The sequence below is a fragment of the Bacillus sp. ok061 genome, from assembly GCF_900108285.1.
Classification (GTDB): Bacteria; Bacillota; Bacilli; order Bacillales; family Bacillaceae_G; genus Bacillus_A; species Bacillus_A thuringiensis_S.
Genome location: NZ_FNUW01000017.1, coordinates 69,780 through 85,863, shown reverse-complemented (window position 1 = coordinate 85,863; position 16,084 = coordinate 69,780). Strand labels below are relative to the sequence as shown.

Here is a 16,084-nt window from a genome sequence, read left to right as displayed (position 1 = left end):
TCCTGTTGGAATATATATTGGTGGAAGAGCTGGAAATGTAGGACCAATATTCTCAGGTTCTATCTTACCTTTATTTATTGATAATTTATCATTCCGCTTCAATTTAATACCTCATTCCACATATTTTTAATTAACTTACATAAGTATGAGTCTATTATTAAGGAATACTTTCATAACTATTCTTTTTTCTTTCCAAATGATTCATACATTTATTAAACATTTTACCGTTGCTTTAACTACTACTATTAATATAATAAAATGATAGTTCCATTCCAAAAACACGAAACTTATTGCACTCTAATTTAAAAATGAGGTGATTTAAATTCAAGATAAAAATGAAAAAAGAATAGAAGAACTAGTATCAATGGCTCTTGAAATTATTCTTCCATACAGACTTACTGGACCTACCGGAAGTACTGGGTCAATAGTTACAACAAACTCTATGTTCGCTAATAATACATTAGGTGGTCCCATCTCTGTGATATTAGGTGTAACTAATATTCCTCTTTCTAATAACCAAAGCCTCGGTAATTTTACAGTTAACGCCTCAAACGATATATTTACAATCCCTGTAACCGGAAGATATTATTTAACCTATCAAGTTAATACGACCACTGCTCTACTCGCTGGAACAAGACTACTATTAAACGCTTCTACTCCACTTCCTGGTTCTATTTTTTCTCCCGCTATATCAACTTCAAATTATAACAATAATTTAATTACTAATTTAATTGCCGGTAATACAATTTCACTTCAATTATTCGGCGTATTATCCATCGTTAATTTGGTTGGAAGTGGTTCAACAGGTGCCTCTCTAACAATTATACGAATCGATTAAAAAATGATTCATTCTTTTTCTAATAAACATTATTAAATACTAAGTCTGTCATAATAAGAACCTCCCCATTATTTCATAAAAGTGATGGTGCATTAAAGAACAAATTGCACTATATTTATAGTAGAAACTATCTATACTAAATTTTCCGTATATATATTATCAATTTACACTGACTTCCACCGATGTTACATTAAATATGAAGATAGTTTCTCTTTTACGAACCATCTCAATACGTATTTGAGAAACATACTCCAATCCTATACGCGAGAGCAATACTATGTTGACACTCAGATGAGTGTCTTTTTTTGTGAGTGATAAAAAATAAAAACCATCTCTTATAGATGGTTTTATCTTTTATTACTATAAATGCACACTTATGCAGTTGGATAATAAATTGTCATGCTTAATCGAGTCAAAGATTCCCCTAAATTATGATAAGAGTGTGATCTATCGGCCTTAAAACGAATTGAATCTCCACTATTTAATGTATATTGACAGTTATTCACTTCTACTGTCAATTCACCTTCAAATACCGTAATAAATTCTTCTGCGCCTTCTTTATGCCCTTCTGAACTTAATTTCCCTTCTGTTTCTATTTCTACTGTATACATTTCAAAATGTCTATCATCTTGAAAAGGAAAAGAAGGATACACTTTATATTTTCCATTGTCTTCAGACAATGCTTGAATATCTTTTCTTAAGATCACTTTCGTATCAGGCTGAGGATTGTTGATTAAAGAGGTAAAAGAAACTTTCAAACCATTTGCAATCTTCCATATTGTTGTTAGTGTCGGGCTTGATTCTCCTCTTTCAATTTGTCCAATCATCGTTTTACTCACACCTGTTAATTGGGAAACTTTTTCCAAACTTATTTTTTCTTTTTCTCGTATAGTTTTTAAATTTTTCGCCAGTATAAGTTGAATTTCTTCCATAAAAAACACTCCCACACTATATACAATATAACGACCGTTATGTATAATAAAAAGCACTCGTTATATTGTTCTTTTCGGTCATTATAACACACACAAATAATTAGGGGGTTTTCAAATGCCTATATTTTCTTTTTTATTATTTGTTTTTATAAGTAGCTTCACACCCGGCCCTAACAATTTTTTAGCGATGACATACGCAAATCAACACGGATTAAAAAGGAGCATGAAGTTTTGCTTCGGAGTAGCTTTTGGTTTTTTCATCCTCACTTCTTTATGTAGTTTCTTTAATGTTGTACTACTTAATATCTTACCCATAATCGAATTCCCTTTAAAAATTTTAGGTGTAGCGTATATGTTATATTTAGCTATTAAAATACTTACTAGTAAAAGCAGTACGAATCCCGTTGAAAAAGATAATAAAAACTTATTCACTGTGGGGATTTCTCTTCAATTCGTTAATCCTAAAGGGATATTATTCGGACTGACTGTAGTATCGACTTTCATAATCCCTTACTACAATTCATATTCAAGTTTTATACTTTTTTCATTATTTTTAGGTGTAGTCGGTTTAATGAGTACATTTAGTTGGAGTTTATTTGGTTCAATATTCCAAAAATTATTAGTGAAACATAACCAATTATTTAACATCATTATGGCCGTTTTATTAGTTTTCAGTGCCGTTTCAATCGTTATACACTAATTCGATGCTCATTTTAGATTTTGCACTTTTTAATACCACTCTTCATCAATCAGACTACTTTATATACTAATCCATCCACATACCCTATATGTTTTAAAACTTTTAAGAGGAAACCTTCTAACAATAGGTTTCCTTCCATATCATATTAAATAAGAAGCAGGTTAAATACGGAGGTGATTTTGATTAAGACTACTTTAATTTCTCATTTTTACAATGAAGAATATTTACTTCCATGGTGGTTAATGCACCATACAAAGCTATTTGATCACGGCATTCTTATTAACCGTGGATCCACTGATCGGTCAGTTGAAATCTGTAAAATATTCGCTCCTAATTGGGAAATACGAAACTCAAAATCACTCGAATTTGATGCTTATTTAGTTGATCAAGAAGTTATGGAAATTGAAAGAGAACTTACAGGATGGAAAATGGTATTAAATACGACAGAATTCCTATGCTGTTATAATAAAGAACAATTTTTCAAATCACTTAACACTATGGGCGGCAATATGTTTTCAATAAGAATGATTATGATGATTGATGAACCGACTCATGGCTACACTAATCCAAGATATAGTTCTCCGCTTGTTAAACAACGTTATCACGGCATAATAATTCAACCTAATCCAAATCAACTATATCTTAACGGTAGATTAATTCACAATAATTCGCACGGGAACTATAGAGTCGGGAGACATGGTTCGCATTATCCTTATAGCATTTACATAGGACCTGCTTTTATTTTTAAATTTTTTTATAGTCCATGGAACGATGCAATGAAAAAACGAAAATTACAAATTGGGCCAACTCTTTCTCAACATAGTGTACGACGCGGATTAGGTTCTCATCACTTAACAACAATTGAAAAATTAGAAACAAAATACAAATTCTATGCAACTTTAACTACGGACCTCCGGTTATTCCCAGAATACCAAATTATATTTCCCGACCTTTATCCTTAATGTCATGAATATTTAGTTTCCACATCCATCCGTTTTTTTAATCTACCTACCCCAACTAACTACTTTTCTCTAGTAGAAATCTGAGCTGGGACTCTTGCTGCACGCAGATTCCTCTTATTTAATCTCGTATCACCAGCCTATAATCTTTCATACCATTTCATTAAGCACCTGATGTTGGATCAGAAATAAAAAATGGTAATTCCTTTGGGGAATTTTCAACTCTAGATTATATACCTTCTAAAACAAAGAACTCAAATAATAGAACCAAAACAAATGTTTTAAGTTATGGTTATGGTTATGGTTATGGTTTTATTTTTACTTATTATTCACTTTAAAATCTTCTTATAATAATATTGAAAAATACGGTATAATATAAGTTACTGTTCTTCGGGAGGGTTATAATGTCTGATAAGTATAAAATTTTCATTCTTATTGTTGCCATATTTTTTTCTTTCTTTTCCTTAATAAAAGATTTCCGCAACACTTCAAAAAGTTTCTTTTGGGGTAGCTTTGTAATTCTTACAAGCTTCATAATACTTTTAACACTCGCTTTAGATTCAACTCAAATACTCCTATATTCAACGCAAATAGTGCTTGAGATTATTACAATACCACGTAAACTCTTTCTACCATCTGTCACTGAAGCCGCTAGTATTTACTAACAAAGCATTTTAATTTTCTTATGCATGCCAAAATATATTTTGGCAAATTTGACACACATTTATATCAAACAAGCATATTTTATTGTATAGTGACTATCTAATAATACAAATTTTTATAAGATTTTTTTATTTCCAATTAAAAATCTACAACATTCTAAAATAGTATGCACATAATATCCTCGATTCCTTTTTTCAACATGAAACTTGTCTCAGAGCGCCATTAACAGCGCTCTTTATCTTTAAATAAGGGCTATATTAAAAATTAACCCCTACAGTCACGATAGCAATTTATTATTCCCAAAATAAATTGCATTAATAATATAGAAATGAAATACCTATAAAAATTATTACTTTACTATTTCTTTAAACATGCTAGTGAGGTGATTTTGATAGATTATCAAAACAAAGATATGTTCATTAACTTTTCACTTTTAGATATTAACCGTATTATTCTCCCACATTCTCCTACTGGAGCTACGGGCGCTACTGGCTCCACTGGTTCTACCGGTTCCACTGGCGCTACTGGCTCTACTGGTCCCACTGGCTCTACCGGGCCTACTGGCTCTACCGGTTCTACTGGCTCTACCGGCCCTACTGCCTCCACTGGCTCTACCGGGCCTACTGGTCCCACTGGCTCTACCGGTTCCACTGGTTCTACCGGTTCCACTGGACCTACTGGTTCTATCGGTTCCACTGGACCTACTGGTTCTACCGGTTCCACTGGACCTACTGGTTCTACCGGTTCCACTGGACCTACTGGTTCTACTGGACATACCGGCTCTACCGGGCCTACCGGGGCGGCTAGTGTAGGATTAACAAACTATCTATATGTTTTTGATACTACTAACCAATCAATCGCAGTGGGAAGTAGTGTTACTTTTAACACAAATGGACCTATAACAGGAACTGCCCTTAGTCACATCACAGGTACTGGAAATATTATAATTAATACACTAGGAACATATGTAGCAGAGTTTCAATTACAAGCTTCTCGCGAAAACCAATACTCCTTTGCACTTAATGGTACACCAATTCCAGGTGGACGTTTTGGTACGGGGTCACCCCATACAATCAATCAAGGTACTGCTGCTTTTACCGTAACAATTGTTCCTTCAACATTGACTTTAATAAATAACACCTCTTCAGCAGGTACTATCACTCTCTCAAATAGTGATGGTGGCTCTTTAACAAATGTATCTGCAAGTATAAGTATTTTTCAGGTCGGATAATTAATTTGGTTAGAAAAGTGATTCATAAAATTTACAAATATAAAAAATGAGGCTTCTCTTTTCTAGAGAAACCTCATTTTTTATATTAAATTTTAAACTGACTCGTATATAAATCAAAATAAAACCCTTTATCTTCCATGAGAGATTCATGATTCCCTCTTTCTAAAATTCTTCCATCCTTTATAACAAGGATTTGATCTGCTTTTTCAATTGTTTTAAGTCGATGAGCGATCACAAAACTTGTGCGACCTCTCATTAAATTATTTAGTCCTGCTTGTATTTGTAATTCTGTTCTTGTGTCAATATTAGATGTCGCTTCATCGAGAATTAATATATCTGCATCTGCTAAGATTGCTCGTGCAATCGCAAGAAGTTGTTTTTGTCCTTGACTTAAATTCGATCCTTCTGAAGCAATTTCTGTTTCATATTGATTTGGCAAATGCTTAATAAAAGAATGTGCAGATGCTGCCTTAGCTGCAGTGATGACTTCTTCATCACTAGCATCTAAGCGTCCATAACGTATATTATCCATAATCGAACCTGCAAATAAATACGTATCCTGTAAAACTACTCCTATTTTACTTCGTAAAGAATTAATATCATAATCTTTTATATCTTTTCCATCAATATGAATTTGTCCTTGCTGTATATCGTAAAAACGAGTTAACAAATTAATGATTGTTGTTTTCCCTGATCCAGTCGGACCAACTAAAGCAATTGTCTCTCCTGGCTGCGCTTTAAGACTTACTTCTTTTAAAATCGTTTTATTTTCTGCGTAGCCAAATGAAACATTCTCAAGTACAACATGCCCTTGTAAATTTTGTACAACAAATGCGTCTTTTTTATTTTGAATTTCTGGTACCTCATCCATAATCTCAAAAACACGTTCTCCACCAGCAACTGCCGCTTGAATTGTATTCATTAAAGTCGCAAATTGACTTAGCGGTCTTGAGAATTGACGAGAATAATTAATAAAAGCCGCAATAACTCCTACTGTTGTCATTCCGTTTAAGACCATAACTGATCCAGTCCCAATGACAAGCCCCATACCTAAGTTATTAATAAAGTTCATACTTGGAAAAATAAAAGCTGAAAATGTATCAGCCTTCGTAGCTGAAACTCTTAGCTGTTCATTAATTTTATTGAAATTTTGTACAGTTTCTTTTTCTTTTCCGTACAACGTTGTAACATCCGCACCTGTAATTGCTTCCTCAATAAATCCATTTAATTCACCTAAATCTTTTTGACGCTTCGCAAAGTTTTTACCACTATATGCAACTAGTTTTTTTGTAACGTAAAACATAATAGGTACTGTAATTAAAGTTACAATTGCTAAAATCCAATTTAAGGCGAACATTGCAATCGTTACACCTATAAAAGTTAATGCTGATGAAATAATTTGTACAACGCTTTGTGTCAAAGCTTGATTCAAATTATCTATATCATTTGTCACACGGCTCATTAAATCACCTTGAGAACGCACGTCAAAGAACCGTAAAGAAAGCGTTTGGATTTTCTCAAAAATATCTTGTCGTATTTTTTGAATTGTTTTTAATGCAACGTTAATCATGACAAACGTTTGTAACCATGTTAAAAGTACAGTTACACCATAAATCGCGATAAGTAACATACACATTCTTGCTGTACCACTTAAATCTTTCGGTACAATATATTGATCTATAATGACTCCCATAAAATATGGACCTAATAATCCAAGTAATGTAGTAACAACGACTAGAAATATAACAAACATAAGAGCAGCTTTTTGATAGCCCATATAGTTCCATACCCGCATTACAGTTCCTTGAGCATTTTTAGCTTTTCCCATCTTTGGGGTGTTTCGTCCACCTTTATTAGCAAATTGCCCTTGAAAATTACGCATGTTCTTCCCCACCTTCTTTATCCAAATTACCACCTTGGGAAAGATAAATTTCCTGATAAACCTCACTTTGTTCTAACAATTGTTCATGTGTACCATTGCCAACTAATTCACCATTATCTAATACAAGTATTTTATCCGCATCCATTATGGAAGAAATTTTGGACGCAATTAATAAAGTCGTTGTGCCTTTATATTTTGTTTTTAAAGCTGTTTGAATGGTAGCCTCTGATTTTGCATCAACTGCTGATGTAGAATCATCTAATATGAGAATCGGTGGCTTTCTCACAAGTGCCCTTGCAATTGATACACGTTGTTTTTGTCCACCTGATAGATTTGTCGCGCCTTGTGTTAAATTATATTGATAAGATTCTTCCAGCTTATTGATAAACTCAGTCGCACAAGCTGATGCAGCTGCTACTTCCAGCTCGTCATGTGTTGCATCTTCTTTACCATAACGTAAATTTTCTTCTATACTGCCTGAGAACAACAACGCCTTCTGAGGTACAAACCCTATTGAAGCACGGAGTTTTTGCAAATCATATTTTTTAACATCTATTCCATCTATACATATTTCACCATGATCCACATCATATAGACGTGGTAACAGTTTCGCTAAGGTAGATTTACCACTTCCAGTTGATCCAATAATCCCTACTTTTTCACCTTTTTGTATGCTAAACGAAATATCTTTTAAAACGTATTCATTATTTTTCGTATAGCTATAACTAACATTTTTAAATTCGATATTTCCTTCAATTTTCTCAGGTTCGATCGCATACGCTTCGCTTATAATATCAACCTCGGTATTTAACACTTGCTGTACACGATCCGCAGATGGAAAAGCTCGCGCAATTTGAATAAATACCATGCTAATCGACATAAGTGACATTAAAATGATATTCAAGTAATTAATAAATGCCAAAATCGCTCCTACTTGAAGCGTTCCATCGAATACTTTTTCTCCACCAATCCATAATGTTGCGACAATCCCGCCACTTACAACTAGCATAATGATTGGCATCATTAAAGAAATAAGTTGCACAGCTCGAATATTTATCTTCGTTAAATTTGTATTTACATTTCCAAATTGAGCGATTTCGTATTTTTGTCTTACATACGCTTTTATAACACGCACACCAGATAAATTTTCTTGTAGCTTTGTATTCACTTTGTCTAATGCCTCTTGCACCTTTTTAAATGTACCACTTGCTTTACTTGCAATTAAAATAATCGCAAGTAATAAAATCGGAACAACTACAAGTAATATTGGAAATAACTCTCGCGCTGTTACAAAAACAATAATTATACTTCCGATAAATAACAGTGGACCACGAACGAGAACACGTAATGTCATCGTCATTGCCGATTGAATGGAAGTGATATCATTTGTCACGATCGTTAATAATTTACCTGTTCCAAATGAGTCCCGATTATTACTAGAAAATGTTTCTATTTTCGCAAACACATCTTTTCGTATGTCTGTAGCGAAATTAACAGCTGCTTTTGTAGAATACATCATACACCCAAGCCCTCCAACTAAACCGAGTGCTGCTGCTCCTATCATAAGAAGCCCCATTTTTATTACATAATTTAAATCCCGATTTGCAATCCCAACATCAATGATATGTTGCATAATAGTCGGTTGAATTAAGTCCATCGCAACCTCAAGTACCATAAATAGCGGCCCAATAATAGCGAAGAACATGTATGGTTTTAAATACTGTAATAACTTACGAAATGATTTCATACATAATCTCCTTTTCCCATGAAATTACCACTGAATAATTCATATCCCTCCTTATTTAAGCTATATATTTTGTAATTTCTTTATTACTTCTATTATATTATGTAAATTAATATTTAACATTATTAAATGATAAGTATTAATGACTTTCTAGTCAATAAATGTGCTTTATATTATATAAATACAAAAACCGCATTCTTAATGAAAAGAATACGGTTTTTCATCTATATTTCTTCAATTGTAAAATGTAAAAACTCAGTCTCAAATCCCTTATTTTTAGAAGGACTACACGTGTAAAAACCTATTTTAACAGGCTCCTTCCCTATATCCTCCATTAAATGAGCGATTCTTATTTGTTCCCATTGATGGCCCTTTTTCACATATATTGTATAATCACCGCTTTTTCGAATAATTCGAAAACGAAGTTGTTGCTTAGCTGCTTCAGTTGGATAATCTTGCGTTGACCAGTCAGAATATCCATTATTCGTTACGACAGCACCTAAGTGAGATGGCCCTTCAGGGATATATTCTAAAGATGTTTTTAGCCAACAGTTCTCCGAAATCATAACAAAAAGACCTGCTTGATCGAATTTTGAATTTGGATTCATACGTAACTGAACTTCAGCTTGAAAGTCTGTCATCATCTCATTATAAAATACATGGCCATTCATTACTTCAAAACCATAATGTGTTTTAAGCCAAAAATCAGTTTCTGCTTTCGAACGGACAATAAACGCATGATTATCATTAATTTTATAGTATTCAGGTACATTCATTATAGTGAGTTGCTCAATATGTTCTGGTATATACGATATATTCATAGCTCCTCCATAATAAAGCATTTATATAGACATTTAAAACTCCGCTAATACTGGGAATTTATAACCTTTAAAATCTAACTCTTTATCACTTCGAACCATTAAATACTTGCTAGACTGTACTTCTGTAAACTGTACATCCTCAACCCCTAATTGATCTGGAGAAAAATAAAATTCGATTTCCGTAAACCTTTCATTGATTTCTCCACATAATTCATCTAAAACCGGAAGTATTGGCGCAAATACTCCAAATAATTTCAACTTTTCATTGTCTACTTCATAAACGATTAAAGCATCTAGTTTCTCTGAATAATACAATTTCTCATTCCATTCCGAGTCATACATATTCAAATAAAATGAAGGATGGAAGTTTAAAGTTGAAAAATTATTTGAAAGTCTTTGGCCACTATCAATAGTTTCATGTATTAACTGTCTATTCTCTACATTATAGTAATCTAATTTTTTAAGTAGTGAATCGTTATTATTGTTTTTATCGTATGGTATAGTCATCAAATATTCCTGCACAACTTTAAATCCAAACGCTGTATATAGTTCCGGTTTTTCCGTAAACAATAATGCACATTCACATTTCTTATCGATTTCTTCTATCATTTTACCCATTAATTGTGTCATTAGCCCTTGTCTACGGAAATTAGGATGTGTCATTACTGATTGAATACCCGCCGCATTTATTTTTTCTCCATTAATTAATAATGGGAGTGAAAATGCCGCAACATTTGCAATCACTTTATCTTCTTGTAAAAATGATAAAGCTTTATATGTATCATCCCAATACCCTTTATCCGAAAAATCATTCAATGTTTGAGTTGTAATTTCAAACACTTCTTCAAATAAAGGAAATAACTGCTCTCTTTTCGGTTCTTCTATTAGAAGACTTGCCAATTTTTCAACATTCCCCATGTTGTACCTCCAAATGTTAAATTCCATTAAATTAGATATACTTATATGACCTACTCTTAAAAATAGAGGTCTTACCAATCAATATACTATCATAAAACATAAAAAAAAAGTCTAATTAATTTTATGTTTTGACTATTTGAAAATAAGTCGAATAAAACAATATTAAGATTTTTGGATATTAATTAGTTTATTATATAAAAATAGCGCTTTCTAATTAGCTTTTACTAATAGAAATACACTATTTATAATAAAATATTTTTAGTCTTTTATCCCTTCAAGTCTTTCCTTCGTATTAATTTCTTCTCCACTTATACGCTTTTCAAAAGACTTTCTCCAACTACTTGAAAGTGCATTTACTTCTAATATCCTTTTTATCCCTTCAATATTTTGTTTTTCCTTGTGCATGATACGGTTAGCAAACGCTACTGAAACACCTTTTAGATCAGACTGTAGTCTTTTTAATGTATCGACTGATGATACCCATCCTTCTTTTAATACACGAAAATAAAATCCTGTATATCCTGTTTCTTGAAAATATAGTGGTAACTTTGGAATATTATATTTTTTTGCTAATTTAAAACAAGGTTGCCTTGGTTGTGTTACCTGTACGATTGCCTGTCCTAGCTCAAACGTATCACCAATACAAACATCCTCTTCGCGCATACCACTAACTGTTATATTTTCTCCGAAAGCCCCATATACAAGATCTTGATTCAATTCTTTTTCCCAGTATGGATAGTGATCACCAGTATAAACACAAACTGCTTTATCTACTCCTCCATGATGAACTAAGTCAGCTTGTCCATCCCCATTAAATTTTACAAAGGATAAATATACCGGTTCCTTTACTTGTTTCTTATTTATGCCTGTATGAATTACTTTTCCGCCGTATGTAACCTCTTTTGGTAATCCTATATTTAAAGATAATAATTGATATTTATTAGCCATTCTATTTCCTCCTTTAAAGGTGTTACATGTATTTTCTCTCGATTAATTTTTACAACCCTCTCTGTTATATAAAGATGATTATAAAACCTCTAAAATCATTGTTCAATTCAATTATTTATATAATAATGATAGGTATAACCTATCATTATACTTGAGGTGATTCCAATCGAATTACGACAACTTGAATACTTTTTAGCTGTTTCAAAACAATTACATTTCACAAAAGCAGCTGAGAAATTAAATATTTCACAGCCTTCACTAAGTCAACAAATACGTGCATTAGAGCATGAAGTAGGAATGCCACTTTTCGATCGAATTGGTAAAAAAATATCTTTAACTGAAGCAGGGAAAATTTTATTATCACATTGTAAAACTATTTTTCATGAAGTCGAACAAGCTCGTTCAGCCATTCAAGACCTAAACGGATTACAGCAAGGTTCCTTAACAATAGGGGCTTTGTTAACCGTCGTAAATTATTTACTACCACCAGCTATTTTAAATTTCAATAATTTATATCCCAATATAGAGCTTTCTGTATTAGGGCTTCGTACAGGAGATATTCGTGAAAAATTATTACAAAACGAACTAGATATCGGAATTACATTTCTCCCGGTGCAAGATAAAGAAATCATCTCTATCCCTCTATACAAAAGCGACCTTACATTGGTCGTGCCCACTGGTCATCGATTAGCTGAACGTAATCATGTATCTATTGCTGAATTACAGAACTACTCTTTAATTCTTTTGCCTAAAAATTTCTTTTTAACCGAACTAATTACTTCTCATTGTCAAAAATTAAACTTTAAACCAAGACCAATTTTAGAAATTAGTACGATGGAATCTTTAATCCAAATGGTTTCCAAAGGAATGGGAATTACAGTGTTACCCAAACCATATATAGACTTTTTACAAAATAAAAACATTCAAGCTATTAGAATAGAAAACCCTACTCCAATAATTGAAATAGGGCTTATTTATAGAAAAGATAAATATATGTGTGCTGCCACTCGAGAATTTATTGAGCAACTAAAAAGTACAGTACGTTCTTTCCAAAACTAAACAAAAGAGATTATCCTATGAAACCGTTTCACAACGATCTAGTAGAATAATCTCTTTTCAAAACAAAGTAAACATTATATTAAACTCTTATAGATTTTAATGTACCTTTTTAGATATTGGAATATATTTTGTAAAATATGCACCAACTAGCAATAATACAATTGAAAATAACCAAGTAAAAGCACCGCCAAAATGAAACCAATATGCAAACATATTTAAGATTGCGAGTGAAAAAAAGCAAATAGAAGTTAACGCACTTTTCAATCCTTTTATCCCGGATTTTTTTCTCTTTTGATAAGCAATATACATCGTAATGACAAGAAAAAAGATAAGAACAAATGGTAACATAACTTTTAGCATTGGTAATCCCTCCAGTGTAAATGTACTCTTTACATTACCATCTTATCCCATTTATCTTTTAGGCATCAATTTATTCTTATCTTCCCCCAAAAAGTCAGTATAAGTTTTATTTTTAAAGTTCACATTCACCTCAGAAAACGGCATACTTCCTCCAACTTTCAATGAGTACCAGTCGTTTAAAAGTGGTGATCCGAAACAAATCTTCATTGTACGATCATGTAAATCGAATAATACAGAATGTAAAGTTCCAAACCATTCTTCATAGTTATGTACAGTTAGTCCAACAGGATATTCTTCTTCTACTAACTCTTTTAAAGACTCTATGCTCACTTGTTCATATCTATTTAAATGCTCATGTAAAACGTGATATCTCTTTGTAGATTGTTCTAATCTCCTATTATTTAATTTCTGAATTGATGAACTAACTGCATGGTTTGTTGATACAATAAAAGCTTGATTGTCACCATCAATCGTTGTTGTGGATTTATGACCGTCAAATATTTCAATATGTGCTGCGTTTAAAGGATCAGCTACTATTAAATTAATATTACTAGCAATTGGTATTTCTTCTATTAGTGACTTAGCTTCCTGCACATTTTTACATTTCTCCAACAACAATCGAATTACCGCAAAACACTGTAAACCATTTACCATTGGCTTTCTTAAACCTGCAATGTTTCCTACTGGTTGACCACATGCTGAAAATGTAACAGATAATCCATGTTCGTTAACCCCTTCTGTTCGACCAAAATATTGAGTAGAAAAGCCACTATGTGCATACGCACCTTCAACATGCGTCGAGCAAAAACGCATATCATCTATTACTGGTGATAAATCATAGTTTCTTAATACATAAGTGTGAGTTGAATCTGTCTTTTTAGGTAATACTGCACAATGACTACAACCTGCTTTCAATAGTGTTTAATAGTAATACATTATATTTTTAGAAGGAATTTTCAACACTTCACAAAAACCTTCAATTTCTTCATTTATGCCTGGACAATGTTTGTTTAGTATATTTCTCGATTCTGTCCAATGGTTATTAGATATTACATTTTCTTCGTGTATAAATTGCGGGATGAGATACGGATTTTGTTTCACGAACTCCCCTTGTTGCTTTCCAATCTCATAATAACTTCCTTTTAATGATGAAAAATACCCCTTTACTTGATACATCAAACTCCCCCTCACATTGGATATATCCATATCATACTAAATGGATTTCATTCATCCTTGATGTTTTTTACTATCTTTCTTTAACACCATCCCATTTTAATATCTCCACTAATAATTATTTACTAGACAATTAAAGTTTTGTTAATATTGCTGTAATAACTTTATTTCAAAATAAAGTAGTTTGGATATCAAATGAGCAAAATACTTTGTTGAATCCACTTATAAGCAATCATCTAATTCATGAAACTAAGAAACTTACTTATCAAAATAAAAGGAGAATTTATGTATGAATAATTGCAAACCAATTGATAAATTAACTATTGAGGACCTAAAACAAAACCCCATTTGGGAATGGGCAATAGATGAAGAGGAAAACGAAGAACATGACGAAACATGGGTAAAACCAGCGGCAACTACTAATTTTACAGAAGAATTAAACGGTTCAATCGTACTAGGCGAATTATTCTTACATAATGGTGAAAAATTCCCTATGATGTGTGAAATTGATATTGAAGGTGACGAGGCCGTAATTCGTTCTGTTGTTTATTATAAGGAAGCAAAAAATGAGTATATTGCTATAGCAAGATATTGTGAAAACGGTCGAAATGCCGTTATCGATTATTATTAATCTTACAATTCATGCAGAATCCAACACCTTACGCTTCACTGCACATAAAGTAGATATTTATAAAAATTCAATAACGACTAATTTTAATTAAAGTTGGCCGAAATAAAGAAAACAATTATGAAATACAAACTGGGGAATCATTAACGATTCCCCAGTTTTTTAAACTATATTAAAGTATCCCCTTTTCCACTAAAGTCTCTGCGATTTGAACTGAATTCCAAGCCGCACCTTTTAATAGGTTATCGGAAACAATCCAAAGGTGGAATCCGTTTGGCGTATCAGGATCTTTACGTATTCTTCCGACAAATGTATCTATTTTCCCTTCTGCATATAATGGCATTGGATACAGCTGTTCACTAGGGTTATCCTGCAAAATAACACCTGGTGCATCCATTAATACTTCCTTAATTTCCGCAACGCTTGCTTCTTTTTCCAGTTCTATATAAACCGATTCTGAATGCCCCGATACAACTGGAACACGTACACAAGTAGCTGCCATTTTCAGGTTTTCATCTTCTAATATTTTCTTCGTTTCTTGAATCATTTTGACTTCTTCAAAAGTAAAATCATTGTCTGTAAATATATCTACTTGAGGCAGTACATTAAATGCTATTGGATAATGTTTTTTATCTTTTTTCACCGGTAATATATCACTCTTCACTTCTTCACCTGCAAGTATAGACTTAGCCTGCTCTTGTAATTCATGAATCGCATGAATGCCAGAACCCGATACAGCTTGATATGTTGAAACGATAATTCTTTCTAAACCAAATGATTTTCGAATCGGCTGAAGTGCTGTTACCATCTGTAATGCTGAACAATTTGGAACTGCAATGATACCTTTATGCTGTTTTAAAGTGTGCGCATTCACTTCCGGAACAACGAGCGGTACATCTTGCGCCATTCGGTACTCACTTGTGTTATCAATTACAATCGCACCACTAGAAACTGCATGAGTTACAAATTGTCTAGATACTTCTCCCCCAGCGCTAAAAAAGGCAATATCTACACCTTCAAAGCTAGTTGTTTTTGCCTCTTGTATAATTATCTCTCGTCCTTTGAATCTTACTTTCTTACCAGCGGATCGTTTGGACGAAAGCAATGTAACTTCAACTATATTAAACTTCATTTCATTCTCTAACAGTTCAATAATTTTTTGCCCTACCGCACCTGTAGCCCCAACAACAGCTACATGATAGCCCTTTTTGATCATCTTTTCTCCTCC

16 protein-coding genes and 2 pseudogenes are annotated in these 16,084 nt (G+C 32.8%); 7 read left to right on the top strand and 11 right to left on the bottom strand.

The annotated features are described in order from the left end of the window. Window positions 1-102, bottom strand: a 102-nt coding sequence (locus tag C4S65_RS21185) for an exosporium leader peptide-containing protein (protein WP_142391560.1), incomplete at its 3' end; no start/stop codon positions are given. A gap of 220 nt (window positions 103-322) precedes the next feature. Between C4S65_RS21185 and C4S65_RS21180 the strand changes: the two genes are divergently transcribed. Then, window positions 323-838, top strand: a complete 516-nt coding sequence (locus C4S65_RS21180; RefSeq protein WP_042972465.1) for a hypothetical protein — start codon at window positions 323-325, stop codon at window positions 836-838. 374 nt (window positions 839-1,212) lie between these two features. On the opposite strand, the gene C4S65_RS21175 is transcribed toward C4S65_RS21180, so the two are convergent. After that, window positions 1,213-1,827: an XRE family transcriptional regulator gene (locus C4S65_RS21175; protein WP_116365417.1), complete on the bottom strand. Its 615-nt coding sequence runs from the start codon at window positions 1,825-1,827 to the stop codon at window positions 1,213-1,215. 58 nt (window positions 1,828-1,885) lie between these two features. Here C4S65_RS21175 and C4S65_RS21170 point away from each other — a divergent pair, with 58 nt between their 5' ends. The 3 genes from C4S65_RS21170 to C4S65_RS21160 all read left to right on the top strand — a co-directional run bounded on the left by C4S65_RS21170 (window position 1,886) and on the right by C4S65_RS21160 (window position 4,094). After that, on the top strand, window positions 1,886-2,470 hold the full coding sequence (locus C4S65_RS21170; protein ID WP_001121283.1) for a LysE family transporter: 585 nt from the start codon (window positions 1,886-1,888) through the stop codon (window positions 2,468-2,470). 179 nt (window positions 2,471-2,649) lie between these two features. After that, window positions 2,650-3,432: a glycosyltransferase family 2 protein gene (locus C4S65_RS21165; RefSeq protein ID WP_000598278.1), complete on the top strand. Its 783-nt coding sequence runs from the start codon at window positions 2,650-2,652 to the stop codon at window positions 3,430-3,432. A 401-nt stretch (window positions 3,433-3,833) separates the two neighbouring features. Further along, window positions 3,834-4,094, top strand: coding sequence for a hypothetical protein (locus C4S65_RS21160; RefSeq protein ID WP_001281128.1), 261 nt, complete (start codon window positions 3,834-3,836; stop codon window positions 4,092-4,094). Between the two features lie 397 nt (window positions 4,095-4,491). Here the strand turns inward: C4S65_RS21160 and C4S65_RS34925 are convergent, their stop codons facing one another. Then, window positions 4,492-4,842, bottom strand: coding sequence for a DUF4573 domain-containing protein (locus C4S65_RS34925; RefSeq protein ID WP_255261165.1), 351 nt, complete (start codon window positions 4,840-4,842; stop codon window positions 4,492-4,494). A 112-nt stretch (window positions 4,843-4,954) separates the two neighbouring features. Here C4S65_RS34925 and C4S65_RS34920 point away from each other — a divergent pair, with 112 nt between their 5' ends. Then, window positions 4,955-5,323 carry a hypothetical protein gene (locus C4S65_RS34920; RefSeq protein ID WP_098379569.1) on the top strand — a complete coding sequence of 123 codons (369 nt, stop codon included), beginning with the start codon at window positions 4,955-4,957 and terminating at the stop codon, window positions 5,321-5,323. 85 nt (window positions 5,324-5,408) lie between these two features. On the opposite strand, the gene C4S65_RS21150 is transcribed toward C4S65_RS34920, so the two are convergent. From C4S65_RS21150 to C4S65_RS21130, 5 genes are all read right to left on the bottom strand, one after another. Continuing rightward, window positions 5,409-7,205: an ABC transporter ATP-binding protein gene (locus tag C4S65_RS21150; protein WP_098838366.1), complete on the bottom strand. Its 1,797-nt coding sequence runs from the start codon at window positions 7,203-7,205 to the stop codon at window positions 5,409-5,411. Next, the gene (locus tag C4S65_RS21145) at window positions 7,198-8,952 is read right to left on the bottom strand and encodes an ABC transporter ATP-binding protein (protein ID WP_029442287.1); all 1,755 of its coding nucleotides are present in this window, start codon (window positions 8,950-8,952) and stop codon (window positions 7,198-7,200) included. The genes C4S65_RS21150 and C4S65_RS21145 overlap by 8 nt, the downstream gene beginning before the upstream one ends. Before the next feature lie 221 nt (window positions 8,953-9,173). Beyond that, complete coding sequence (locus tag C4S65_RS21140; RefSeq protein ID WP_001027675.1) at window positions 9,174-9,770, bottom strand: DUF1349 domain-containing protein; 597 nt, start codon at window positions 9,768-9,770, stop codon at window positions 9,174-9,176. Between the two features lie 33 nt (window positions 9,771-9,803). Then, window positions 9,804-10,688, bottom strand: a complete 885-nt coding sequence (locus tag C4S65_RS21135) for a GNAT family N-acetyltransferase (RefSeq protein ID WP_098838367.1) — start codon at window positions 10,686-10,688, stop codon at window positions 9,804-9,806. 258 nt (window positions 10,689-10,946) lie between these two features. After that, entirely contained in the window at window positions 10,947-11,636 is a 690-nt protein-coding gene (locus C4S65_RS21130; RefSeq protein ID WP_098323763.1) for an MOSC domain-containing protein, read from the bottom strand. Between the two features lie 156 nt (window positions 11,637-11,792). Between C4S65_RS21130 and C4S65_RS21125 the strand changes: the two genes are divergently transcribed. Next, window positions 11,793-12,695 carry a LysR substrate-binding domain-containing protein gene (locus tag C4S65_RS21125; RefSeq protein ID WP_000612256.1) on the top strand — a complete coding sequence of 301 codons (903 nt, stop codon included), beginning with the start codon at window positions 11,793-11,795 and terminating at the stop codon, window positions 12,693-12,695. A gap of 96 nt (window positions 12,696-12,791) precedes the next feature. Here C4S65_RS21125 and C4S65_RS34030 read toward each other — a convergent pair whose 3' ends face one another. Together C4S65_RS34030 and C4S65_RS21115 are read right to left on the bottom strand one after the other, a co-directional pair. Beyond that, window positions 12,792-13,055 (bottom strand): hypothetical protein, encoded by a 264-nt coding sequence (locus tag C4S65_RS34030; protein WP_000921861.1) that lies wholly within the window; start codon window positions 13,053-13,055, stop codon window positions 12,792-12,794. Window positions 13,056-13,106: 51 nt separating this feature from the next. Further along, a pseudogene (locus C4S65_RS21115) lies at window positions 13,107-14,231 on the bottom strand (C45 family peptidase). A gap of 286 nt (window positions 14,232-14,517) precedes the next feature. On the opposite strand from C4S65_RS21115, the pseudogene C4S65_RS21110 reads away from it, so the two are divergent. Continuing rightward, a pseudogene (locus tag C4S65_RS21110) lies at window positions 14,518-14,950 on the top strand (hypothetical protein). A gap of 78 nt (window positions 14,951-15,028) precedes the next feature. Here the strand turns inward: C4S65_RS21110 and C4S65_RS21105 are convergent. Further along, window positions 15,029-16,072 carry an aspartate-semialdehyde dehydrogenase gene (locus C4S65_RS21105; protein ID WP_043938951.1) on the bottom strand — a complete coding sequence of 348 codons (1,044 nt, stop codon included), beginning with the start codon at window positions 16,070-16,072 and terminating at the stop codon, window positions 15,029-15,031. Between the last annotated feature and the right edge of the window lie 12 nt (window positions 16,073-16,084).